Annotated in this window: 23 protein-coding genes, 2 tRNA genes and 1 pseudogene; 6 read left to right on the plus strand and 20 right to left on the minus strand. The window is 49.0% G+C overall.

What is annotated here, in order from left to right; all coding sequences use genetic code 11:
* Window position 1: 1 nt before the first annotated feature.
* From BM082_RS22840 to mutY, 5 genes are all read right to left on the minus strand, one after another.
* A tRNA-Thr gene (locus BM082_RS22840) sits at window positions 2–77 on the minus strand.
* A 46-nt stretch (window positions 78–123) separates the two neighbouring features.
* Window positions 124–199: transfer RNA gene (locus tag BM082_RS22845), tRNA-Phe, on the minus strand.
* A gap of 136 nt (window positions 200–335) precedes the next feature.
* The gene (mltC, locus tag BM082_RS22850; protein ID WP_017016041.1) at window positions 336–1,478 is read right to left on the minus strand and encodes a membrane-bound lytic murein transglycosylase MltC; all 1,143 of its coding nucleotides are present in this window, start codon (window positions 1,476–1,478) and stop codon (window positions 336–338) included.
* Window positions 1,479–1,621: 143 nt separating this feature from the next.
* Window positions 1,622–1,894: an oxidative damage protection protein gene (locus BM082_RS22855; protein WP_017012213.1), complete on the minus strand. Its 273-nt coding sequence runs from the start codon at window positions 1,892–1,894 to the stop codon at window positions 1,622–1,624.
* A gap of 20 nt (window positions 1,895–1,914) precedes the next feature.
* On the minus strand, window positions 1,915–3,000 hold the full coding sequence (gene mutY, locus BM082_RS22860; RefSeq protein ID WP_026025068.1) for an A/G-specific adenine glycosylase: 1,086 nt from the start codon (window positions 2,998–3,000) through the stop codon (window positions 1,915–1,917).
* A gap of 476 nt (window positions 3,001–3,476) precedes the next feature.
* On the opposite strand from mutY, the gene trmB reads away from it, so the two are divergent.
* The 3 genes from trmB (at window position 3,477) to BM082_RS22875 (ending at window position 6,079) form a co-directional block, all read left to right on the plus strand.
* A complete protein-coding gene (gene trmB, locus BM082_RS22865) occupies window positions 3,477–4,193 on the plus strand; it encodes a tRNA (guanosine(46)-N7)-methyltransferase TrmB (protein WP_017012210.1) in 717 nt (238 codons plus the stop codon).
* Window positions 4,194–4,297: 104 nt separating this feature from the next.
* The gene (gene glsB / locus BM082_RS22870) at window positions 4,298–5,218 is read left to right on the plus strand and encodes a glutaminase B (protein ID WP_017012209.1); all 921 of its coding nucleotides are present in this window, start codon (window positions 4,298–4,300) and stop codon (window positions 5,216–5,218) included.
* A gap of 99 nt (window positions 5,219–5,317) precedes the next feature.
* The gene (locus BM082_RS22875; RefSeq protein WP_017012208.1) at window positions 5,318–6,079 is read left to right on the plus strand and encodes a DUF2884 family protein; all 762 of its coding nucleotides are present in this window, start codon (window positions 5,318–5,320) and stop codon (window positions 6,077–6,079) included.
* A 143-nt stretch (window positions 6,080–6,222) separates the two neighbouring features.
* Here BM082_RS22875 and BM082_RS22880 read toward each other — a convergent pair whose 3' ends face one another.
* From BM082_RS22880 to BM082_RS22915, 8 genes are all read right to left on the minus strand, one after another.
* On the minus strand, window positions 6,223–8,256 hold the full coding sequence (locus BM082_RS22880; protein ID WP_017013183.1) for a DUF3857 domain-containing transglutaminase family protein: 2,034 nt from the start codon (window positions 8,254–8,256) through the stop codon (window positions 6,223–6,225).
* 93 nt (window positions 8,257–8,349) lie between these two features.
* On the minus strand, window positions 8,350–9,516 hold the full coding sequence (gene hemW, locus BM082_RS22885; RefSeq protein WP_017012206.1) for a radical SAM family heme chaperone HemW: 1,167 nt from the start codon (window positions 9,514–9,516) through the stop codon (window positions 8,350–8,352).
* Between the two features lie 7 nt (window positions 9,517–9,523).
* Window positions 9,524–10,138 carry an XTP/dITP diphosphatase gene (locus tag BM082_RS22890; protein WP_017015995.1) on the minus strand — a complete coding sequence of 205 codons (615 nt, stop codon included), beginning with the start codon at window positions 10,136–10,138 and terminating at the stop codon, window positions 9,524–9,526.
* Between the two features lie 149 nt (window positions 10,139–10,287).
* Window positions 10,288–10,746 (minus strand): DUF4426 domain-containing protein, encoded by a 459-nt coding sequence (locus tag BM082_RS22895; RefSeq protein ID WP_017012204.1) that lies wholly within the window; start codon window positions 10,744–10,746, stop codon window positions 10,288–10,290.
* An 84-nt stretch (window positions 10,747–10,830) separates the two neighbouring features.
* A complete protein-coding gene (gene yggU, locus BM082_RS22900; protein WP_026024747.1) occupies window positions 10,831–11,145 on the minus strand; it encodes a DUF167 family protein YggU in 315 nt (104 codons plus the stop codon).
* A 3-nt stretch (window positions 11,146–11,148) separates the two neighbouring features.
* Entirely contained in the window at window positions 11,149–11,718 is a 570-nt protein-coding gene (locus BM082_RS22905) for a YggT family protein (RefSeq protein ID WP_017012202.1), read from the minus strand.
* 9 nt (window positions 11,719–11,727) lie between these two features.
* Window positions 11,728–12,546, minus strand: a complete 819-nt coding sequence (proC, locus tag BM082_RS22910; RefSeq protein WP_017012201.1) for a pyrroline-5-carboxylate reductase — start codon at window positions 12,544–12,546, stop codon at window positions 11,728–11,730.
* Between the two features lie 75 nt (window positions 12,547–12,621).
* Window positions 12,622–13,326 (minus strand): YggS family pyridoxal phosphate-dependent enzyme, encoded by a 705-nt coding sequence (locus BM082_RS22915; protein WP_017015994.1) that lies wholly within the window; start codon window positions 13,324–13,326, stop codon window positions 12,622–12,624.
* A 26-nt stretch (window positions 13,327–13,352) separates the two neighbouring features.
* Here BM082_RS22915 and BM082_RS22920 point away from each other — a divergent pair, with 26 nt between their 5' ends.
* Window positions 13,353–14,393: a type IV pilus twitching motility protein PilT gene (locus BM082_RS22920; protein ID WP_017012199.1), complete on the plus strand. Its 1,041-nt coding sequence runs from the start codon at window positions 13,353–13,355 to the stop codon at window positions 14,391–14,393.
* Window positions 14,394–14,404: 11 nt separating this feature from the next.
* Window positions 14,405–15,505 (plus strand): PilT/PilU family type 4a pilus ATPase, encoded by a 1,101-nt coding sequence (locus BM082_RS22925; RefSeq protein ID WP_026024746.1) that lies wholly within the window; start codon window positions 14,405–14,407, stop codon window positions 15,503–15,505.
* A 129-nt stretch (window positions 15,506–15,634) separates the two neighbouring features.
* Here BM082_RS22925 and ruvX read toward each other — a convergent pair whose 3' ends face one another.
* The 7 genes from ruvX to metK form a co-directional block, all read right to left on the minus strand.
* Window positions 15,635–16,066 carry a Holliday junction resolvase RuvX gene (gene ruvX / locus BM082_RS22930; protein WP_017012197.1) on the minus strand — a complete coding sequence of 144 codons (432 nt, stop codon included), beginning with the start codon at window positions 16,064–16,066 and terminating at the stop codon, window positions 15,635–15,637.
* A gap of 10 nt (window positions 16,067–16,076) precedes the next feature.
* On the minus strand, window positions 16,077–16,640 hold the full coding sequence (locus tag BM082_RS22935; protein WP_017012196.1) for a YqgE/AlgH family protein: 564 nt from the start codon (window positions 16,638–16,640) through the stop codon (window positions 16,077–16,079).
* A gap of 212 nt (window positions 16,641–16,852) precedes the next feature.
* Window positions 16,853–17,800, minus strand: coding sequence for a glutathione synthase (gene gshB, locus BM082_RS22940; RefSeq protein WP_074928780.1), 948 nt, complete (start codon window positions 17,798–17,800; stop codon window positions 16,853–16,855).
* 47 nt (window positions 17,801–17,847) lie between these two features.
* Entirely contained in the window at window positions 17,848–18,579 is a 732-nt protein-coding gene (gene rsmE / locus BM082_RS22945; protein WP_074928782.1) for a 16S rRNA (uracil(1498)-N(3))-methyltransferase, read from the minus strand.
* A gap of 95 nt (window positions 18,580–18,674) precedes the next feature.
* Entirely contained in the window at window positions 18,675–19,385 is a 711-nt protein-coding gene (locus BM082_RS22950; protein WP_017012193.1) for an endonuclease, read from the minus strand.
* Between the two features lie 128 nt (window positions 19,386–19,513).
* Window positions 19,514–20,005, minus strand: a complete 492-nt coding sequence (locus BM082_RS22955; RefSeq protein ID WP_074928784.1) for a SprT family zinc-dependent metalloprotease — start codon at window positions 20,003–20,005, stop codon at window positions 19,514–19,516.
* Between the two features lie 105 nt (window positions 20,006–20,110).
* Window positions 20,111–21,265, minus strand: a complete 1,155-nt coding sequence (metK, locus tag BM082_RS22960; protein WP_017012191.1) for a methionine adenosyltransferase — start codon at window positions 21,263–21,265, stop codon at window positions 20,111–20,113.
* A gap of 406 nt (window positions 21,266–21,671) precedes the next feature.
* Here metK and BM082_RS22965 point away from each other — a divergent pair.
* Window positions 21,672–22,197, plus strand: a pseudogene (locus tag BM082_RS22965) (transketolase); the annotation flags it as partial.

Below are 22,197 nucleotides of genomic sequence, written 5' to 3' on the forward strand. Positions count from 1 at the left end.
ATGGTGCCGGCTACCGGAGTCGAACTGGTGACCTACTGATTACAAGTCAGTTGCTCTACCAACTGAGCTAAGCCGGCACACAAACCGTGGAAACGTTGCGTACAAACACCATCTCACTAAATATGGTGCCTCGAGGCGGAATCGAACCACCGACACGGGGATTTTCAATCCCCTGCTCTACCGACTGAGCTATCGAGGCAACGGGGTGCATTAAACGGATTTTCAGGGTTTTCGTCAACACCTTTTTTTAAAAAAAACGTGAAATAATGCTGTTTGATGCCTTTTTCATCGTTTTGATTTAAAAACGCACTGAGTTTCTGGTTTTCCCCGTGTTTTTATTGCATGGAACGAAATTCCTTTTGAAAGTTAGTGACCTTCTGAAGATAGCGCCGAGACTCTGAAGACGGGTGTTTATTGGTTAGTGCCCAATAAACCTGATTAGGATTTAATCGATTTAAATCATTCATGGCACGTTTTCGGTCTGAACGGTGGAATGTTTTAAGTACATTGCCTGTTCCGCCGTTGTATGCGGAGATCATGCTGTAGTGTTTTGACAACGGATCGCGCACATCTTTGAGGTAACGTGTTTTTAAAATATAGAAATATGCCGTACCCGCATCAATATTTCTCGCAGGGTCGAATAAATACTCTGGGCTAGGCTCTCCCGAGCGCTTTTTCACCAGCTTAAACACATCACGTCCTGCAGTTTTGGGAACGACTTGCATCAAGCCGTATGCATTTGCCCAACTCACCGCATAAGGGTTAAAACTGCTTTCTGTTTTGATGATGGAATAAATAAGTTCTTCTGAAATGCCATATTGGCGTGAAGATTTACGGATCAAGTCGGCATATTGATAGCGTCGCTTGCTGGAGTGATCGGATACCATCGGTATTTCGACGTAAAATACTTTCTGAAAACGCAGCGATTTACTTTTGATCTTCGAATCAATCAAGTAGTCGGCATATCGACTAGCGCGCCATTCCCACGCAATTTCCTTTCCATCTTGGTCGAGCACTTGTCCCTGTAAGAAGGGACGACCTTCCAATTGCACGTCAGCTGCAGAATATAAATCCACAGAGGCTGGGTCATTCGGTGTCAACAGTGTGGTTACAATGGCTTGTTTTAAATGCTGTTTTGGATCTGACGTGGCGACAGTCTCGATCGTGACGAGGCCATTGGTAAAGTCAACGCGGGCACGGCTAAGGTAATTATCCGTGTACTTTACGTAATCACGTTTGCCTGAAATTAATACTTCGTCTTTACCCCAACGCACCTCGATGTTGCCGTTAAAGCCGGTAATAAGCTTGTCGAGCGCAGCAAAATCTTTCTGAAATTGTCCCGGCAGAGGGGCGAGATTCTTGGCAAATCGGTTAGTGGATTCATAATCGACCTTGTAGACCGACTCGATCATTTCGCGGGTACAGCCCGTCGAGAAAAGGGTAAGGATAAGTAGCGCAAGCACGCGGCGTAGTTTCATGTGTTCCCATTCACGATGACACAGTAATGAAGACTGTGGAGTAAAAAAAGCCAGACATTAAAAAAGGCACCACGATTAGAGTAATCACGATGCCTTTGTTTACAAAACAATATAACGAAACTGTGAGGTATCTAGCCCACGAATTACTCAGAAGGTGGTGTGTAACCTTCGATCACAGTGTCATGGCCTTCGAAGAGGAACTTCACCATTTCTGTTTCCAGCAATTTGCGGTGCTCAGGATCCATCATGTTGAGCTTCTTCTCGTTGATCAACATGGTCTGTTTGCTTTGCCACATTGCCCATGCTTCTTTTGAGATATTGTCGAAAATGCGCTTACCCAGATCACCTGGATACAGTTGAAAATCAAGGCCATCGCCTTCCTTTTTTAAGCGCTCGCAAAAAACTGTACGGCTCATTTTTCCGTTCCCCGATTAAATTATCCGGCCGCAGCCGAAAGTTGAATTTCTCTGGTCAGGCTTTCAAGCAGCTTTTGTACTGGCGCTGCCAGTCCGACCTTTGCTGGTTGGTTTAAGTTATACCAAAGCCCGCCGTTGCCTTCCATGATTCCTTGCTCACCAATAAAGGTGGGTTTGCTGTTCAAAGTGACTTGAATAGGTACGATATCGAGGTGAAAATGGCTAAACGTGTGGCGAAATGCGGTGAGATGCTGAGGCTTCTCGAATGCAATGCCATTGAGTTTTCCTGCAATGAAGCTCTCGATTTCTAGCTCGTTCCCTTCAGGGAGACACCATAAACCGCCCCATAAGCCCACGGGTGGTCGTTGCTCTAACCAGATGTGATTGTCGTATTGAAACAGCACAAAACAGGTTTCTTTCTCCGGCATGGTTTTCTTGGGCTTTTTACCTGGGAAGTCCGCTTGGCGGCCAAGCGCATTAGCATCACAACTCGCGCGGACAGGGCAAATGTCGCACTTAGGTTTGCTACGCGTGCAAATCAGGGCACCCATGTCCATCATGGCTTGGTTATATCGCTGCACGCCTTCGGCGGGCGTGTTGGCATCTGCCAATTCCCACAGTTTGTTTTCAACCGGTTTTTTACCCGGCCAACCTTCAACGGCAAAGTGGCGCGAAAGGGTGCGCTTTACGTTGCCGTCTAATATTGCATGGTGTTGGCCCAAAGAGAGTGACAGCACTGCACCTGCGGTTGAACGGCCTACGCCAGGTAAATCCATGACATCGTCGATATGGGTCGGAAACTCGCCGTGGAATTCCGTAGCGATTTTTTGAGCGGCTTTGTGCAGGTTGCGGGCGCGGGCGTAGTAGCCAAGCCCTGTCCACAAGTGCAGCACCTCATCGAGTTCTGCGTTGGCAAGATCGACGACGGTTGGGAAGCGCGCCATGAAGCGCTCGAAATAAGGAATCACTGTCGCAACTTGGGTTTGCTGCAACATGATTTCGGACAGCCACACCTTATACGGTGTTTTTTCTTGCTGCCACGGTAAGGTTTTGCGGCCGTATTTGTCATACCAGGCCAATATTGCGTCGGAAAAGGACTGACTCACTTTGCTCGCTCTTTTGTTATCTTTATTGGGGGCATTGCCCACGAGATTGCTCGAGCACTAGTCTATACCCAAATAACCTCAAGATGCAGGATTCAGAGCTTCTCATTTCGTTCAATTTGAGGAAATAAACCACAGTAATGGTGAGCCATTTCGAGGTTTTTTGACAAAAAAGTGAGCGAAATGAGAGGCTCCCAAAGGGCGAGTTTTGTTGGCTACCATGCTTTGTTGCTGCGTTTTAACGCAGATCAACTATGTTTTCAATTCAGCGCCGCGCCTGCCAGCCAACACACTCTCGCTGAACAAGCACCTTGAGGTTGTTTGGGTATAATAAGTCTGTGCAGAAAAAGGCCGCAAACTTGTAGGCATCTCAGGTAAAATACGTGCCGTCAAATGATCAGGCTTGCACACTTGCTCGATCTTTGGATAATGCGCGATCCGCTTAACTTTTCTTCGTTACTGAGTTACAGGCATAGAGAATGACTGAAGTTACCAAAACCGAATTGACCGAAGACGGCAAAATTCTTCGCAGAATTAGAAGCTTTGTACGCCGTGAAGGTCGTTTGACCAAAGGCCAAGAGCAAGCAATGAACGATTGCTGGCCAACCATGGGTATTGATTTCGAAGAGAAACAACTAGATTGGGCTGAAGTTTTCGGCAACAACAATCCCGTTGTTCTAGAAATCGGTTTTGGTATGGGCGCATCACTGGTTGAAATGGCGAAGAACGCGCCAGAGAAAAACTTTGTTGGCATTGAAGTACACAGCCCTGGTGTGGGGGCATGTTTGATGGCCGCTCGCGATGCTGGCGTCACCAATCTACGTGTTATGTGTCATGACGCGGTGGAAGTGTTTGAACATATGCTGCCAGTCGCAAGCCTAGAAACCGTTCAATTGTTCTTCCCGGACCCATGGCATAAAGCGCGTCACCACAAGCGCCGTATCGTTCAGCCTGAATTCGTTCAAATGCTGCGTGATAAGCTAAAAATTGGCGGTATTTTCCATATGGCAACAGATTGGGAAAACTATGCTGAGCATATGGTTGAAGTGATGGACGTTGCGCCGGGTTACAAGAACACGGCAACAGACGGTTCTTACATTCCTCGCCCAGATGATCGTCCGTTGACGAAATTCGAAGCGCGTGGCCATCGTTTGGGCCACGGTGTATGGGACATGAAATACGCCCGCACAGAATAAGAATAAACGCATACCTTTATTCTCGGCGCGACACGGTAATGTGCACGTCGGAGAATGACTTAAAGCCAACCTCGCGTTGGCTTTTTTGACCACTGGAGATAGTGATGAAACCAAGCCCAGAGCTGTTGAGCGAGATCCTTAAAGAAGTTCGCCCATTCATTGGACAAGGTCGTGTTGCCAATTATATCCCTGCACTTGAGAGTGTCTCGGCGGATAAATTAGGCATTGCCGTTTGTTATAACGACGGCGAAATCATCACAGCAGGGGATGCGCAAGAAGCATTCTCTATTCAATCTATCTCTAAGGTATTGAGCTTAACGCTCGCCCTGCAAAATTATCAGCCTGCTGAGATTTGGCAGCGCGTGGGCAAAGAGCCATCAGGTCAAGCGTTTAACTCCATGATCCAGCTGGAAATGGAGCAGGGGATCCCACGTAATCCGTTCATTAATGCGGGTGCGCTGGTGGTCTGCGACATGCTACACAGCCGTTTATCTGCCCCGCGTCAGCGTATGCTGGAATTCGTGCGTATGCTGTCTGGCAATCCTCACCTTTGTTATGACAAAAGCGTGGCGAATTCTGAAATGGAACACAGTGATCGCAACGCATCAATTGCGTATTTGATGCGCGCCTTTGGCAATTTCGACAATGATGTGATGCCAGTGCTTTCAAATTATTTTCATTACTGCGCACTCCGCATGAGCTGTGTCGATCTGGCAAAAACGTTTAACTATTTGGCAAATAAGGGACTTCCTTTAGGCGCAGAAAAAACAATTGTCAGCCAGACTCAGAGTAAGCAGGTCAATGCGTTACTCGCAACCTGTGGTTTGTACGATGGTGCAGGGGAGTTTGCCTACCGAGTTGGCATGCCAGGGAAATCTGGCGTCGGAGGCGGGATCGTAGCGATCGTACCGGGAGAAATGTCGATTTGTGTCTGGTCTCCAGAACTCGACCTTTCCGGTAACTCACTAGCAGGTACAGCAGCACTAGAACTGTTGGCCGAACGCATCGGACGTTCAATATTCTAAAGCACCGAAGGGGGTTGCAATGTGGTGACTTATCACGGCATTGAGACAGTCTTTTTGGGAATGCTGCTGGTGCTGAGCACCAGATAAAGGAGAGTGAGCATGGTTAAAATGAACGTATCGAATCTCGTGAAATCTATTGCCGTTCTATTGGCGACCTTGCCAATGTTTGTGAACGCAGAAACCTGTCGTCCTCAGCTGCACAGCGACATTGCGATTGATGCCGATAGCTTGGTGATCGAACGCAATAACAACACATTCCGTATCGAGCCGAATGGCAGTCTATTTTTTGATGTGCACAAAGTGGCGCTGTCTGATGAGCAGCGCGCGTCGTTGTCGGCATACAACAAAACCATTCGTAATGATTTGCCTTATATCAGCCGTTCATTGTCTAACGAGTTGCAAACGTCTTGGCGCGCATTGGATGGTGTGATTGCAAATGAGTTGGGTGAGAAAAGCTCACTGCGCGGCGAATTGGGTCAGTTCCACCAACATCTACAAAACCGTGTTGTGACCTCTTTCTATGGTTCAGATCGCAGCCCGATGTTGAATCACGAAGCCTTTACGATGGCGGTGAAGGAACTTGAAGCCAGCGTGCCTCAGTTAATTGCCACTGTCTCTAGTCGAGGTTTGAATGACATTGCAACGCTCAGTGCTGACAAGCCAAACAAGCTGTCTTACATTTCCAGCAAAATGGCGTCACTGCAGAACAAGCTGACGGATGAAGTGAAAACGCAGCGCCATCGCACGCAAGCAGCCCGTCAGGATGTGTGTGCCCGTTTGTCTGATTGGCAAGTACAGGAAGAAAACATTCAGCAGTTGATTCCCGCGCTTTCCGGCTGGAAAACCGTCACCATGCTGTAGATGTACCTCGCTGACAAACACAAAAAAACGCGGAGTATTCCGCGTTTTTTAATGCATAATGTTTACGGTGCCCTATGCTTTTCTCGCAATCTCGCAATCTCGCAATCTCGCAATCTCGCAATCTCGCAATCTCGCAATCTCGCTTACGGCGTATTCGGTCTGTACGTAAACTCGTAATCCACGTTATCCCATGCATCATCGACGTGACGAAGGTATTGGCGCAGTTCGCTGGCTTTTACGTGTCGTGCTTTCGCGCGGTAGTAATAATCCGCTTCGACATAGGTTTTATCGAGCAATGTATCCCCTGGTCCAGAGACGGCTTTCAGTGATGACTTGAACTCAAAAAACGGGCTATCGATGGAATGCTTCGAAGGCGTGATGTTCCACGTTTCCGGCAAGCTGATCTGAATCTTTTGATGCACAGCGCCTTCTGTTCCATAACGGAACGGTGTTTTACGGCGGATCAGGTCAGGTTTCACTAAGTAGTCATCGACGATGTCACCGGAAATCACGAAGACATACGTATCGTCGTCTTTCGACCATAAGCCATCCACGGCGTAGGCTTCGTGCAAGGTTAGCTCATTTTGGTTTGGATCATCGGTGATCGTCAGCGGCCTAAGAAGATCGAGCGCTTCAAAGTAACTGGCGTAATAGTTTGCGTATTCTTCACCAAGCTCACGCAGGGGTTTTGATTCCAAATAGCGACGCCATTGCTCTGCTTCAATGCCGCGATAAGTGGTTTTGACCGTCAGGTAGCTTTTCTTGTCAGCGTGGTTGACCACGTACTTTTGCTCAACATCCTGAATCACGTCTTGGTCTGGGGTGTGCATGGCTTTGAGGCTGCGCTCTCCGGGTTTGAGCACTAAAGCGTAACCCAACTGTGATTGCGCCATGGTCGTAAGTTTGCTGCCTTGGTGAGTGCGAGTAGCATCAATCCACATTGGCTCTCCGCCAAAGTCGATGTGCACAATCACGTGATTAAAGCTGTAAGGCGCTGCAGGTTGTTCGTTCAATTGGTCGCGCCAGTAGGTATCCACCAATGCGGGGTACGCATCAATGCCAAGTGCATTGAGCATAGACACCAGCAGTAAGGCTTTGTCCTTACAATCACCATACCCTTGCGCCACGATTTGAGCGGGCGGGCGAGGCTTGTGCGAACCAATGCCGTTCTCTTCCCCTAGGTAACGAATGTTGTTTTGCACAAAATGAATCGCAGCGACAACCTGCCTTTTAATGTCAGCAGGGTAGGTGTCTCGAATGTCGCTAACGAGTGCTTGTACTTCGTCGTCATCAGGGGTGGCTTGGTACAAAGGCAGTGCCCAGTTCACCACATCTTGCCAATCTTTGTAGCTGGAAATGTGCAGGTAAGGGTAGGGGTTATACCAACGGGGTTGTTCTGATTCGTCAAAATCATACAGGCCGTTTTCTTCGCGATAACGGTACACCGTGGTGTTGGATTGCTGAGAGGTTGTCAGCGTTCCTTTTCCTTTGCTCTCCAGATTCGTCACTGTAATTGGGCTGTTTTTTGGCACGATGATACGCGTGTTGGTCAGTGCAACACTGGTCGCCCAACCTGATTTGATGTACCACTCTCGGTGATCGCCAAACACTGGGTTATAGCCGGTAAGCGTGTAGCTGTAATCAATAATGTCGCCGATTTGGACGTCATCAAGCACGATATGCAAGGTTTCTTCGCCGTTATAGAGCAAGGCGTCGAGGTCGACTTCACGCTTAAACTGCGAGGTTTTTGCGCTTTTCTTTCGGTCGATAACCTTGCCGTCCCTGACAATGTTGAGACGGTGAACCAAGACATGCTGATAAGCAGGATCGAAATCGATAGAAATTTGAGAGGCTGACTCTACCCCTTTGATGGACACCACTTTGCTGGTGTAGCGCTTGTACATCACAGGCTCTGTCACTGAGAGGTTCAGTTGCTTATCAACCAACAAATATTGCTGATCGTAGTGGTGGCCTTTTTCGTCGAACGTGGGAATGGCAGAAACTGGAGAAACCCAATCCGGCATGGGGCCGAACATGTTGCCATTGTTTGGGGATGCAGGCTTTGAGGCATGCGGTGATGCATGATTGGATAGTGTGCTGCCTGATGTTGCGGCAAGCGCAATATCGGTGAGTGGCAGCCATGCGATTACACTCAGGGCAAACAGATACTTCTTCATCTACAACGCTGTCCTTTGCTTTGCCGTTTGGCGAAGATCAACACGAAGGGAAGGTGTCTTCCCTTCGTATAAAGACAGCGTTATTCGCTGCCTTTACTCGTCGATGAAGCCGGAAAGCAAGTCGTTCAAGAACAGGCGACCTTTTTGTGTCACTTGCCAGTGTGTGTCAGTTTCGCTGAGAAGCCCTTGCTCGATAGCGTTATCGATAGGTGCTTTGATCACATCCAGCGGCAATCCCGTGCGTGCAGGAAAGTCCTCTTTCGGACAAGCCTCTACCAAGCGGAATCGGTTCATGAAGAATTCAAACGGCAATTCATCAGACTCCACTATATGCAATTCGCTGAGGTATTCTTTCTCAAGATCGAGATAACCGCGCGGGTGTTTCACTTTTACTGTGCGCTGTACGGCACCATTTTCGGCGGTGATTTTGCCGTGCGCGCCACAGCCAATGCCGAGATAGTCGCCAAAACGCCAGTAATTCAGGTTGTGTTGGCACTGATAACCCGGCTTGCTGTATCCCGATGTTTCGTATTGCACGTAGCCTGCTTCACTCAATAGCACATGGCCTTTTTCGAAAATGTCCCACAGGTCATCGTCATCCGGCAGCGTAGGTGGTTTGGAGTAATACTGCGTATTGGGTTCAATGGTGAGCTGATACCAAGACAAATGCGGTGGGTTCAGTGCAATGGCTTGTTTGAGATCGTCGAGTGCCCCTTCAAGGGTTTGATCGGGCAGGCCGTGCATCAAATCTAAATTGAAACTGTTCAATCCGGCTTCATGGGCTAACGTTGCTGCACGTTTCGCTTCTTCTGACCCGTGAATGCGGCCAAGACGCGCAAGTTTGCTGTCATCAAAGCTTTGAACACCGATGGAAATGCGGTTTACGCCCACTTGTTGATACGCAATAAACTTGTCCGCTTCTACCGTGCCTGGATTCGCTTCCATGGTAATTTCAATGCCGTCTTTAAACGGAATTTGCGTATCAATGCCAATCAGCAGCCGAGCGATTTCTTCGGGTGACATCAGGCTTGGCGTGCCGCCACCGATGAAGATGGAATGCAGCTTTCGACCACTCATGCCTTGGAAGCGAGCTAAGTCGCGTTGAAGATCATCCAACAAGGCGTCGATGTAATCTCGCTCTGGTACTTCGCCTTTCAAGGTGTGCGAGTTGAAATCGCAGTACGGGCATTTCTGCACACACCAAGGAATGTGGACGTAAAGGCTTAGCGGAATGTGTGCGGCCACGTTGTGGTCTGTCATTTTCAGTTTACTTCGCTTGTTCGGACGGCATGCGTTCACTGAGCGCAGCGAACAGTTTCTTCAATGCTTGTCCACGATGAGACATTTGCTTTTTCACTGCAGGTTCAATGTTTGCCAGTGTGCAGTTGTGGTTTTCTACCCAGAACACAGGGTCATAACCAAAGCCATTCTTTCCTGATTCTTCACGCGCAATGTGGCCTTCAAACACGCCATGGCAGACCACGGGTGTTGGGTCGTTCGCGTGGCGCATGTATACCAATACACAGTGGAATCGCGCGCTGCGTTGATCGTCAGGGGCATTGGCCATGCTTTCTAACAGTTTGTCGATGTTGGCTTGATCGCCTTTGCCTTCACCCGCATAACGCGCGCTGTAAACGCCAGGTGCGCCTTGCAGGTAATCCACTTCTAAGCCGGAATCATCGGCAATGGCGGGAAGCCCTGTTTCTTTGGCTGCGTGGCGTGCTTTGATGATGGCATTTTCGATGAAGGTGGTTCCAGTTTCATCAGCGTCACTGATGCCGAACTCACTTTGTGCAAGCACATCGAAGCCGAAATCTTGCAGAAGGTCGGCCATTTCTTTGACCTTTCCAGCATTGCCTGTCGCGAGAACCACTTTGCTCATCATTGTACTCCTGAAGGTGTTGCGCGTGCTGATACCCGCTGAGGGAGCACTGAAGCAAACGCAAATTGTCGTCTGGTCGCCACCGATAAAAAATGGCGCTTCATGTGAGCGCCATCATACCTGAATGTGATGTGGTGTCATCTACCACGCTATTCGGTATAGAACTGCTGCTGGAAGGTGAGTTTGCCTGCGCGATTGCCCTGTGCGTGAACCTCGATGTCGAAGATAAGGTTCTCTTCGTTAGCGAAACGCACCTCTGCTAAGTAATAGATGGCTTTGCCTTCTTTCACTTCACGAAAGGTGAGTTGTTTTCTTGTGCCGAGCAAGTTGCGTGCCGTGCCTTCAAGGGTCGCGGTTAAAGCGGGTTTGCCGGCTTGGGCTTTGTCGAGTATCGCAATGTTAATCAGTGCATTATGGCTGCCGCGTTGGATGCCATACGTCTTTGCGACGTTCGCCGGGATGAAGGTGGCGTTCAGCGCGGAATAATGCACTTCCAACGAGCCGATGTTTTTGAATTGTTCAGCGGTCACTGACGGCGAAAGGAGCAACAGCAGCACACTAAAGAAGGCGTATTGAATGCGTCGAGTGAGAAACAAGAAACGGGTCATCGTGCTTTCCTTATCACGGTGTTTCGTTAAAAGAGAGCCAGCGTGTTGCGCTGACTCTTTCAAATAGAAAGTGATACAAAGATATTACTGCTTGAAGGCGGAGATCAGATCACTGAGGGCGTCGGGGTAAATGGCTGGGTCATGAATCCGGACTTGTTTGTGACGTCCAAGCTCCCCTTTTTCAATGTCAATTTGGCCTTTAGCGACTTTAAATTGTTTTGAAAGAAATTTGGTGAGATGGGCGTTCGCTTTCCCGTCGACGGGTGGGGCGGTAATGGCGAGTTTTATTTCCTCGCCATGTTGTCCCATCCACTGATCTCTGCTGGCTTTCGGTTGAATGTACAAACGCAATATTAGGTCGTCATTCTCTTGCCAAGCAGGGCGAGTGGTGCGTGTCATGAATTACAGCACGAACCACAAGTTGCCGAAGTAAGGGCTCAGCAAATCACCGATCAGGAAGTTAAGAAATTGCAGCACAATAAACAGCACCAGCACACTTAAATCCAAACCACCCAGAGAAGGCAGTACCTTACGGATGGGTGCAACCAACGGTTCGGTCAGTTGGATCATCACAAATTCGATGGGGTTGCGGCCTTGGCTAACCCAGCTCAGAATGGCGCGAAGGATCAATACCCAAAACAGCAAACCACCCGCCGCTTTAACCAATGCAAGCAGGCCAATCAGCAAGTAGCTTGCGTCAAACGGTGGAAGGCCACCTGATGCCACCATTTGCAGCACGAAGAACTTCGCGACACAAAGGACAAAGGCGAACAAGACGGTGGCTAAGTCAAAGCTACCAATCGATGGAATAATACGACGAAGTGGTGCAACCACAGGTTGTGTGGCTTTAACGACAAACTGGCTAAATGGGTTGTAGAAATCAGCGCGTGACCATTGCAGCCAAACTCGCAACAACACCACCATGATATAAAGATCGAACAGTGTTGATACGAGGAAATTCATTGTGTTCATAAAGTTGCCCTAAAATAGCGATTCCATTTCTTCCGCTCTACGTACCGCAGCTTGCATGGCTTCGGCTACCGTTTCTGGAAGTTGGTTGTTATTAAAAACGCTCAACGCTTGAGCGGTTGTGCCGCCTTTCGACGTCACTTGTTCACGCAAGGTTGCCAGTTCAATGTCTGGGTTTGCAACCACCATTTTAGCGGCCCCAAGTGCAGATTGTTGAACCAGCGCTCTCGCGGTTTGTTTATCGAAACCTTGGCGCTCAGCTTCCGCTTGCATGGCTTCCATAAACAAGAAGAAATACGCAGGTGCACTGCCCGCTGCGGCAATGATGCCATTGATACCTGATTCTTCAGATACCCAGCAAACTTTACCCACAGCTTCAAGCAGTTGACCGGCAAAGGCACGATCATTTTCAGATACAGAGTCTGGCGCATAAAGCCCACTCATACCTTCGCCAACCAAAGAAGGTGTGTTTGGCATCACACGAACGAGGTTTAATTCGGTGCCCGCCATGTCTGAAAGGCGTGTAACAGAGATACCCGCAGCGATAGAAATCACCAATTTGCCCTGCCAATCGATGCTTTTCATGCTTTCCAATAGCTCTGCCATGGCCTGAGGTTTTACACCCAGTACGACGACATCGGCGTTTGCCGCGCTTTCAATGGCATTCTCGTTCGCATTGATACCGAATGATTCACGGAACGCTGCGCTTTTCTCTGGCGTACGATTCACTGCCGTGATGGCCGATGCCGGATAACCTGATTGCACGAGGCCCGCAATGATAGAGCGCGCCATGTTGCCTGCACCAATAAAGGCGACTGTACGTTGTTCCATCCATCTACTTCCTGTTGAATTGGCGGCAATCTGTCGCCAATGAAATGCTGACGTTGACTGTCTTTCTGGTGTGTCTTACTGGCGGTTCGTGTAATCGCGCGCGCCGAAAATCGCGGTACCAATGCGCACCATGGTGCTGCCGGATGCAATCGCAGCATCCATGTCACCGCTCATCCCCATGGACAGCGTATCAAAACGTGGGCGTGACGCCTTCATTTCCTCAAATAATTGAGAAAGTGGTGCGAAAGCCGCAAGTTGGCTGTCGTGATCATCTTCGGGTTGGGGGATGCACATCAGGCCTCGAAGTTCGAGGTTCGGCAGTTGGTCGATTTCGTCTGCGAGCGCTTTGACATCCTCAAACTGCGTGCCTGACTTTGAGGATTCACCGCTGGTGTTGATTTGAATTAACACTTGTAGCGGCGGCATATCATTGGGGCGTTGTTCACTCAAACGACGCGCGACTTTGCTGCGGTCAACGGAATGGACCCAATCGAAATGCTCGGCAACAGGGCGGGTTTTATTGGATTGAATGGGACCAATAAAATGCCATTCTAAAGGCGTGCTTTGTTCGCGAAAATGAAGGATCTTCTCAACACCTTCTTGCACGTAGTTTTCACCGAACTGGCGATGCCCTGCGCCCACGGCATCAGCGATCGCGTCGATAGGCTTGGTCTTGCTGACAGCCAACAATTGCACGCCAGAGGCGTCTCTCCCGCATTTTTGTGCGGCACTGTCTATTTGTCTGGTGACCTGTTCTAGGTTTTGTTTGATACTACACATGATTGATTCTGCGAGGAAACGTATTAATGGATATTACTGAATTATTAGACTTCAGTGTAAAGCATAATGCTTCAGATCTACATCTTTCTGCTGGGGTTCCGCCGATGGTCCGAGTAGATGGTGATGTTCGCAAGCTGAGCTTGCCTCCGCTGGATCACAATGATGTGAATCGATTGATATTCGACATCATGAATGATGCGCAACAGCGCGAGTTTGAGCAAAACCTAGAAGTCGACTTTTCGTTTAACTTGGCGTCTGTTGGGCGCTTTCGTGTCAATGCCTTCCATCAGGCTCGTGGCTGTGCGGCAGTTTTCCGTAGCATTCCTACTGTTATTCCCTCTTTGGAAACGCTAGGCGCACCAAAAATTTTCGATCAATTTACTCAGTATCGTAAAGGCTTGGTGTTGGTAACCGGACCAACAGGGTCAGGGAAATCGACCACCTTGGCGGCACTGATCGACAAAATTAACAATGAACAACATCGCCATGTGTTGACGATTGAAGACCCGATTGAATTCGTTCACGAGCAAAAGCTGTGTTTGATTAACCAGCGTGAAGTGCACAGAGACACACACTCTTTCAATAATGCACTGCGTTCGGCATTGCGTGAAGACCCTGATGTGATTTTGGTGGGCGAGTTGCGCGACCAAGAGACCATTAGCTTGGCGCTGACGGCGGCTGAAACAGGGCACTTGGTGTTCGGCACACTGCATACCTCAAGCGCGGCCAAAACCATCGACCGAATTATTGATGTTTTCCCGGGTGCGGATAAGCCGATGGTGCGCTCTATGTTGTCGGAATCATTGCGTGCGGTGATTTCTCAGAATTTGGTGAAACAAGTCACCGGTGGGCGCGTCGCTGCGCACGAAGTCATGATTGCAACGCCCGCGATTCGAAACCTGATCCGTGAAGACAAAGTTGCGCAGATGTTCTCGATGATCCAAACCGGCGCAGCGTTAGGCATGCAAACCATGGAACAATCGCTACGTCATTTGATGATGCAGGGCATCATTGATGGTCAGGAAGCGAACCGAATTATGGATTCCTCTGGGATGGGCATGTCCTGATGAGTGGCCAAATCAAATTAAACCAATTGCTTGAAGACATGTTGAGTCAGCAAGCATCGGATTGTTATATCACGGTGGATGCGCCATGCATGCTGCGTGTTGATGGTGCGCTAACTCCGACCGGAGACAAACTGACTATCTCGGATCTGGAAAGCTTGGTTGAACAAGCGATGGATAACGAGAAATGTGAAACGTTTTACCGTGAACGTGAAGCGAATTTTGCGTTGGTGACGGAAAATGGCCGTTTTCGTGTGAGTGCGTTTTGGCAACGTGATTTGCCGGGCATGGTGATTCGACGCATTGAAACGGACATTCCTGATATTCGAAACCTCGGCTTGCCGTCAGTGATGCAGGATCTGTCTATTGCTAAGCGGGGTTTGATCTTGATTGTGGGTGGCACTGGCTCCGGCAAATCGACGTCGATGGCAGCCATGGTGGGGTATCGAAACCGTCACCGCAGCGGGCACATTCTGACGGTTGAAGATCCGATTGAGTTTATTCACCCACACGATCAATGCATTGTGACGCAGCGTGAAATCGGCATTGATACCGAAAGCTATGAAGTGGCACTGAAAAACTCGCTGCGACAGGCGCCAGACATGATCATGATCGGTGAGATCCGTTCACGTGAAACCATGGAATACGCCATGCAGTTTGCGGAAACAGGGCACTTATGTATTGCCACGTTGCACGCGAACAATGCCAACCAAGCCCTAGAGCGAGTGCTGCATTTGGTGCCAAAAGAGCGCCGTGAGCAATTCCTGTTTGACCTGTCTTTGAACCTTCGCGGTGTGCTGGCTCAGCAGTTGGTTCCGGATGTCAGTGGTATTGGTCGTCACGGTGCTTATGAGCTTCTTCTCAACACCTCGCATGTGTCTGATTTGGTTCGTCGAGGTGAGTTGCACGAACTGAAAGAGTGTATTCGTAGGGGAAACAACGCGGGAATGTGTACGTTTGATCAATCGTTGTTTGAACTGTTTCGCGCGAACAAGATCTCGGAACAAGAAGCGCTGCACCATGCTGATTCTCGCAATGAATTGAAACTGATGATCAAGATGTCTGAACAATCGCCAGACGGCAGTCCGACGTTGGCTAACGTCAGTATTGAGTGATTTTTTAGAAAAAGCCCTTCTAGAAAAATGTTCTTTTAGAAAGGACATGGCCGCGCAAAAATAACGTCAAAATAAGAAAATCCCGCCATGTTTGATGGCGGGATTTTTTTGTTCAGTGCGTGATGCGGCTTATTCGCCGTATTGGCTTTCGAACCAGCTTTCGACAATGATGACGGCGGATTGGCAATCAATATCGCCCTTACCGAGTGCCTTATAACCACCATGCTCAAACAATGAAGAGCGCGCTTCTGTGGTGGTGAGACGTTCATCATGCAATTCAACGTCTACGCCGAAACGGCCTTTCAAGCGGTTCGCAAATTTACGGGCGCGTGGTGTGATGGTTTCAAGCTCACCCCCACGTAAGTCCAAGGGTAGACCGACAACCACTAAGTCGGGCTGCCACTCTTTCAGTAGGGCTTCAATCGCTTCCCAGCTTGGAATGCCGTCTTTGGCTTTTAGCGCTTTTAATGGGCGCGCAGTGCCTGTGATGATCTGGCCTACGGCAACCCCAATACTCTTGGTGCCATAGTCAAAGCCCATCACGCTTTGGATGTTACTCATGGTGTTGTTCTCATGCGTGTCCGATGTCCGAGGACAGGTTTAAACCACTAATGCCTAATTGGTTTAGGGCTTTTTCCCAGCGCTCATTGATCGGTGTGTCGAAGATGACTTTGGGATCGGCTTCTATCGTCAGCCAACTGTTTTCTGTGAGTTCTTGCTCTAGCTGGCCAGCATCCCAACCAGAATAACCCAATGCCACAATGAATTGGTCGGGCTCATCATGGGTGCCGAGAATGCTCAGAATGTCTTTGGACGTTGTGACGGTTAATTGATCAGACAAGCTGATGCTAGAACCGAAGACTTGGTTTGGCTTGTGCAGAACAAATCCTCTGTCTTCAGAGACTGGGCCTCCAAACAACACGGGCTGATCGAGACTGACCTCGTGGGTAAGATCCAAATCGCGCTCAACCTCTATTTGTTCCAACATGTTGGCGACAGAAATATTGATCGCTTGGTTGATAACAAGCCCCATAGCACCGTCGTCATTGTGCTCACACAAGTAGATGACGCTTTGTTTGAAGCGTTCATCTGCCATGCTAGGCATTGCAACAAGGAAATGGTTTTTGAGATTCATGGTGCCCTTCCAGTACGTGCGATTTCGCGTTATTTCTTTGCAAGACTGCTAGCTGCGATGATGTTGTGTTTTTCTGACGATGTTGTGTTTTTCTGACGTAGGTGAAGTCTGTTGGAGTAAGCCGTTTTACGCTCCCCCGCTTATGTTCAGTATGAGCAGTAAGACGGAGAAAGTCATACCCGAGCAGCCGAAACTGCTCGGTGTGCGAAGCTTTATTTTTGCAGACGTGCTTCAATAGCATCCATCAATTTACCGCTGATGTTGATATCAAAGGCGGCTTCAATTTCACGGATACACGTTGGGCTCGTGACATTAATTTCTGTCAGTTTGTCACCAATAATATCCAAACCGACAAAGATCAGGCCTTTCTCTTTCAGCGTTGGTGCAACGGCACGGGCGATGGCCCAGTCAGTCTCACTCAATGGACGCGCTTCACCGCGACCGCCAGCTGCAAGGTTTCCGCGTGTTTCACCTTTGGCGGGAATACGCGCCAAGCAGTATGGCATTGGCTCACCGTCAACCACCAGAATGCGCTTGTCGCCATTGCTGATATCTGGAACGAAGGTCTGCGCCATGCAGTAGTTAGTGCCAAGGCTGGTCAGGGTTTCGATGATCACCGACAGGTTAGGATCGCCTTTCTTCACTCGGAAGATAGAAGAACCACCCATGCCATCGAGTGGCTTCAAAATCACGTCGCCGTGTTTTTCATGGAACGCTTTGATTTGGTCATCACGACGTGTCACCAAGGTGATTGGCGTGTGCTCTGGGAACCAAGCCGTGAACAGCTTTTCGTTACAATCGCGCAGACTTTGCGGTTTGTTAACGATCAAACAGCCTTCCACTTCGGCGCGCTCCAGAATGTAGGTCGCGTAGATGTATTCGGTGTCGAACGGTGGATCTTTACGCATCAAAACGGCATCAAGATCGGCCAATGCGATCTCTTGTTCGCTTTTTACGTCAAACCACTTCTCAGGGTTTTGTTCTACGCTGATGATCTTGGTGCGAGCAAGGGCTTTGCCTTGCTCCAGCGACAAATCATTCATCTGCATGTAATGAATTTCCCAGCCACGCGCTTGTGCTTCTAGCATCATGGCAAAAGAAGAATCTTTCTTGATGTTGATGGACTCAATCGGGTCCATCACGATACCCAGTTTGATCATTCTGTCTTCCTTATCTGGCAAGTTCGTCGTCGTTAAGCTTGGTGTGGTTAACCAAGGTCACCAAAGCGAACTTGCAATGCCGTAATTGCGGTCAATGCTGCGGTTTCAGTGCGCAGCACACGCGGTCCCAAAAGTGTTTCTTCAAACCCGTGTTCGCGGGTCTTTTCAATTTCTTCTGCTGACAATCCACCTTCAGGGCCAATCAATAGGCGCACGCGATTGACAGGTTGCGGCAGGGTATTGATGGAATATTTGGCACGAGGGTGAAGGTTGAGTTTCAACCCATCAAACGCTTCCTGACTCCAAGCTTCCAGCGCCATCACTGGGCGGATTTCTGGGACGATGTTTCGGCCAGATTGTTCGCAGGCAGCAATCGCAATTTTTTGCCATTGCTGTAATTTTTTGTCGAAGCGTTCAGCGTTAAGTTTGACACCACATCGCTCAGAGATCAGTGGTGTGATGACATTCACGCCAAGTTCAACGGACTTTTGAATGGTGAACTCCATTTTGTCGCCGCGACTGATAACTTGACCAAGGTGCAAGTCTAGCGGCGATTCAATGCTGCGCTCGACACGCTCTGTGATATCGACATTGACGTTTTTTTTCGACACGTCACAAATCACAGCAGGAAACTCAGCGCCACTGCCATCAAAGAGCAGGACGTCTTGTCCAACTTGCATACGCAATACACGGCCAACATGATTCGCCGCATCATCATCGAGTGCGACACGGCCGCTGTTAGGCAGCAATTCAGGATGGAAAATTCTTGGGATACGCATGGTGGTTTTGGTCTTGGAAATAATGAGCAGCAGTTTAGCATGCTACTGCTCATTGACTGTAGTTTTGGTGTGGTTTCAGTTTTTCAATGCTGTCTTTATAGACCTGCTTTTTCACATGCCGCTTTCACGAAAGGATTTTGATTTCCTTGCGTAGCTGCAATACGACGGTCACGCTCACATTCCCACTCCGTCACCGGGTAGGTTTTGTCCCACGCGTTCATGAGTTTTTTCTGCGCTGACGCTAAACGAAAATCGTATTGGCCATTCATATATTGATAGATACGCGCAACGGCACCGCGGCTTTGTGCGGGTGGCTCTGCAACACGTTGTTTGAAGTCGACCTTCATTTTGCACTGGCCGTAGAACGCACCTTTGTCACCGTTCCACTGGGAAAAACGGAAGTTTGAGCGGTCTCCGTTTACTTCACCAATGGCGGGCACCAAGTTGTGCAGGTCTGCTTCCATAAGGCGGAAAGTCAGATCGGTTTTACCACAGTTTTTGCGTCCGCCATCTTGCCAACATTGGCGCTGGTGGCCGAACTGCCATGCAGGAACGACATGTTCCCACTCAATGCGGCTCGCGCGTTTCATTTGTTTACGCACTTGGTAGCCACAGGTATCGAGTTCAGGCACGCCTTTCTTACCTTGCCATTGGATATCACAGCCACAGTAAAAAGAGGTTGGGTGATCGAGATAGATTTTTTGCGCCAGGCGCTTGGCTTTCGAGAAGGATTGAGGGTGTTCAGGCGCTGACATTGCCAGTGGCGATATCAACAACGCGGAAAGCAGTAGGAGATATGTCTTCATCTTTAAACAAAGTCTTATTGGAATTAAGTACTTTGATTATTGCAGATAGTTGCGAGTTAAATCCCACTAAAATAGTGTTAATTGAACAACTTGTTATTAAGAGCGGCGTTGCATGTAACGCACTTGCGTTAGGGTGATGAAGGTTTCCATACCAGCGGTTGTTTGCAGCGACGGCACACGTACTGCACTTGTTGACGTTGTACTTTATTGTGACGACGCACGGATAACGGGATCACGTCGCACTCGCAGTGATAGGGGAAGGTTTTGCCTTCTACAGATTTGATGTCAAAGCTATGTGTGGTTTTTGGTTGAACATCAAAGACCTGAGACATCACCGATTGCCACTCTTTACCGTGGGAACGAACGCGTCCGAAACGGGCAAAGACAATCAAGTGACTCACTTCATGAGGGACGACTTCCTCTATAAAGGCGTCAGGGTTTTCTGCCAGCAATACGGGATTAAAGCGCAGTTGCCAGCGTTGAAGCAGCGCCATTCCAGCGGTTTTACCCCGAATATCAAAGCGGATCGCGGGTGCTGAAAACTCTGTATTGAGGGTCAGATTTGCATGAGAAATGCATTCGCTTACGCGTCGAGTTATGCGGTAGTGAAGTTCGTTCATCGCCTTGGCTGATTGGATGGTCACAGCGGGTAGGGTAAAGAGAGGCATGAAAAAAGGGAAGCCGAAGCTTCCCTTTTCTTGTTCTGTTGTGCTGCGTTGTCGCGATTATTTGATGTTTGCGAAATCGCGCAGTGCTGCCACTTTGTCGGTTTTTTCCCAAGGGAATTCTTCACGACCGAAGTGACCATATGCTGCCGTCTTCTTGTAGATAGGTTGCAACAGATCAAGCATCTCTTGTAGGCCGTAAGGGCGCAGGTCAAAGTGCTGACGGACCGCTTCGATGATGATCTCTTGAGAGACTTTTTCAGTGCCGAAGGTTTCAACCATGATAGACGTCGGATCTGCTACACCAATCGCGTAAGACAATTGAATTTCACAGCGATCTGCCAGGCCAGCAGCAACGATGTTCTTCGCTACATAACGTGCTGCATATGCTGCTGAACGGTCAACTTTTGATGGATCTTTACCAGAGAAAGCACCACCGCCGTGACGCGCTGCGCCGCCGTAGGTATCAACGATGATCTTACGACCTGTCAAACCACAGTCACCCATTGGGCCACCGATAACGAAACGGCCTGTCGGGTTGATGAAGAATTTAGTTTCTTTGTTCAACCATTCTGTTGGCAGTACTGGTTTGATGATTTCTTCCATTACCGCTTCACGTAGGTGCTCAGTGGTCACTGAATCACAGTGTTGGGTAGAAAGAACAACCGCGTCGATACCAACAATTTTGCCCTGGTCGTATTGGAACGTAACTTGTGATTTCGCATCTGGGCGAAGGAAATCTAGCTTACCGCTCTTACGCACTTCTGCTTGTTTCTTAACAAGAAGGTGAGAGTAAGTAATCGGTGCTGGCATTAACACGTCAGTTTCGTTACATGCGTAACCGAACATGATGCCTTGGTCGCCTGCGCCCTGTTCTTTCGGGTCTGCGCGGTCAACACCTTGGTTGATGTCAGGCGATTGCTTACCAATGGTGTTCAATACGGCACAAGAATCAGCATCGAAGCCCATGTCTGAGTGAACATAGCCGATTTCACGAACGGTTTGACGCGTCAGCTCTTCGATATCAACCCATGCAGACGTGGTGATTTCACCACCCACCATGACCATGCCGGTTTTTACGTAAGTTTCACAAGCAACGCGGGCTTTTGGGTCCTGTTCCAAAATCGCATCAAGTACAGCATCAGAAATCTGGTCAGCAATTTTGTCTGGGTGACCTTCCGAAACCGATTCTGAAGTAAACAGGTGTTTGGCCATGTCGCGTTCCTTAAAAAATATGAAGATAGGTTTATACACGTTTAAATGGTTAGATGTTTTACCATCTGGACGTCTATTCTACGCTGGAGCGATAAGAAATCAACCATGCAATTTGTCGGTGTTATGAATTAACACGCTAAGAATATGTATTTGGCATATCGCCATGCGTTTATTGCTGTTTGGGGGAAACGTTTGCGTGCAGAAGCAAAAGGTTACGTAAAAAAGCCAATTCTTCGCGCAAAAATCAGCAGAATGCCATGAAATCAGCGATGTAAAACGTTTGCAGTGCAGGGGGAGTCTTGCGACAATACCCGCCCGCCGAATTCTGCTTTCTCGCCAACTTTTAAAAGTATTGCGCTGGATGGCAACTAATACAAAACGTCTATTGATGATCTCAGGAGCAGACATGTCTTCTCGCAAGGTTTTAGCTAACGCGATCCGCGCTCTTAGTATGGACGGTGTCCAACAAGCCAACTCTGGTCACCCAGGAGCCCCTATGGGTATGGCAGACATCGCCGAAGTATTGTGGCGCGACCACATGAACCACAACCCGCAAAACCCTGAGTGGGCTGACCGCGATCGTTTCGTGCTGTCGAACGGTCACGGTTCAATGCTGATCTACTCTCTGCTTCACCTCACCGGTTACGATCTGTCGATTGACGATCTGAAAAATTTCCGTCAACTGCATTCAAAAACCCCAGGTCACCCTGAGTACGGATATGCACCAGGCATCGAGACCACCACGGGTCCTCTAGGCCAAGGCATCACCAATGCGGTCGGCATGGCAATGGCAGAGAAATCTCTGGCGGCGCAATTTAACCGTGAAGGCCACGACATCGTTGACCACAACACCTATGTGTTCTTGGGCGATGGCTGTTTGATGGAAGGTATCTCTCACGAAGCCTGTTCACTGGCGGGTACGCTAGGTTTGG

This window comes from Enterovibrio norvegicus DSM 15893 (assembly GCF_900115495.1).
In the GTDB taxonomy this organism is placed as follows: Bacteria; Pseudomonadota; Gammaproteobacteria; order Enterobacterales; family Vibrionaceae; genus Enterovibrio; species Enterovibrio norvegicus.

What these genes read in the sequence shown, in the direction of transcription:
- mltC (WP_017016041.1), bottom strand. Translation starts at nt 1,478, where the DNA reads ATGAAACTACGCCGCGTGCTTGCGCTACTTATCCTTACCCTTTTCTCG.
- BM082_RS22855 (WP_017012213.1), bottom strand. Translation starts at nt 1,894, where the DNA reads ATGAGCCGTACAGTTTTTTGCGAGCGCTTAAAAAAGGAAGGCGATGGC.
- trmB (WP_017012210.1), top strand. Translation starts at nt 3,477, where the DNA reads ATGACTGAAGTTACCAAAACCGAATTGACCGAAGACGGCAAAATTCTT.
- glsB (WP_017012209.1), top strand. Translation starts at nt 4,298, where the DNA reads ATGAAACCAAGCCCAGAGCTGTTGAGCGAGATCCTTAAAGAAGTTCGC.
- BM082_RS22875 (WP_017012208.1), top strand. Translation starts at nt 5,318, where the DNA reads ATGGTTAAAATGAACGTATCGAATCTCGTGAAATCTATTGCCGTTCTA.
- BM082_RS22880 (WP_017013183.1), bottom strand. Translation starts at nt 8,256, where the DNA reads ATGAAGAAGTATCTGTTTGCCCTGAGTGTAATCGCATGGCTGCCACTC.
- hemW (WP_017012206.1), bottom strand. Translation starts at nt 9,516, where the DNA reads ATGACAGACCACAACGTGGCCGCACACATTCCGCTAAGCCTTTACGTC.
- BM082_RS22890 (WP_017015995.1), bottom strand. Translation starts at nt 10,138, where the DNA reads ATGAGCAAAGTGGTTCTCGCGACAGGCAATGCTGGAAAGGTCAAAGAA.
- BM082_RS22895 (WP_017012204.1), bottom strand. Translation starts at nt 10,746, where the DNA reads ATGACCCGTTTCTTGTTTCTCACTCGACGCATTCAATACGCCTTCTTT.
- yggU (WP_026024747.1), bottom strand. Translation starts at nt 11,145, where the DNA reads ATGACACGCACCACTCGCCCTGCTTGGCAAGAGAATGACGACCTAATA.
- BM082_RS22905 (WP_017012202.1), bottom strand. Translation starts at nt 11,718, where the DNA reads ATGAACACAATGAATTTCCTCGTATCAACACTGTTCGATCTTTATATC.
- proC (WP_017012201.1), bottom strand. Translation starts at nt 12,546, where the DNA reads ATGGAACAACGTACAGTCGCCTTTATTGGTGCAGGCAACATGGCGCGC.
- BM082_RS22915 (WP_017015994.1), bottom strand. Translation starts at nt 13,326, where the DNA reads ATGTGTAGTATCAAACAAAACCTAGAACAGGTCACCAGACAAATAGAC.
- BM082_RS22920 (WP_017012199.1), top strand. Translation starts at nt 13,353, where the DNA reads ATGGATATTACTGAATTATTAGACTTCAGTGTAAAGCATAATGCTTCA.
- ruvX (WP_017012197.1), bottom strand. Translation starts at nt 16,066, where the DNA reads ATGAGTAACATCCAAAGCGTGATGGGCTTTGACTATGGCACCAAGAGT.
- BM082_RS22935 (WP_017012196.1), bottom strand. Translation starts at nt 16,640, where the DNA reads ATGAATCTCAAAAACCATTTCCTTGTTGCAATGCCTAGCATGGCAGAT.
- gshB (WP_074928780.1), bottom strand. Translation starts at nt 17,800, where the DNA reads ATGATCAAACTGGGTATCGTGATGGACCCGATTGAGTCCATCAACATC.
- rsmE (WP_074928782.1), bottom strand. Translation starts at nt 18,579, where the DNA reads ATGCGTATCCCAAGAATTTTCCATCCTGAATTGCTGCCTAACAGCGGC.
- BM082_RS22950 (WP_017012193.1), bottom strand. Translation starts at nt 19,385, where the DNA reads ATGAAGACATATCTCCTACTGCTTTCCGCGTTGTTGATATCGCCACTG.
- BM082_RS22955 (WP_074928784.1), bottom strand. Translation starts at nt 20,005, where the DNA reads ATGAACGAACTTCACTACCGCATAACTCGACGCGTAAGCGAATGCATT.
- metK (WP_017012191.1), bottom strand. Translation starts at nt 21,265, where the DNA reads ATGGCCAAACACCTGTTTACTTCAGAATCGGTTTCGGAAGGTCACCCA.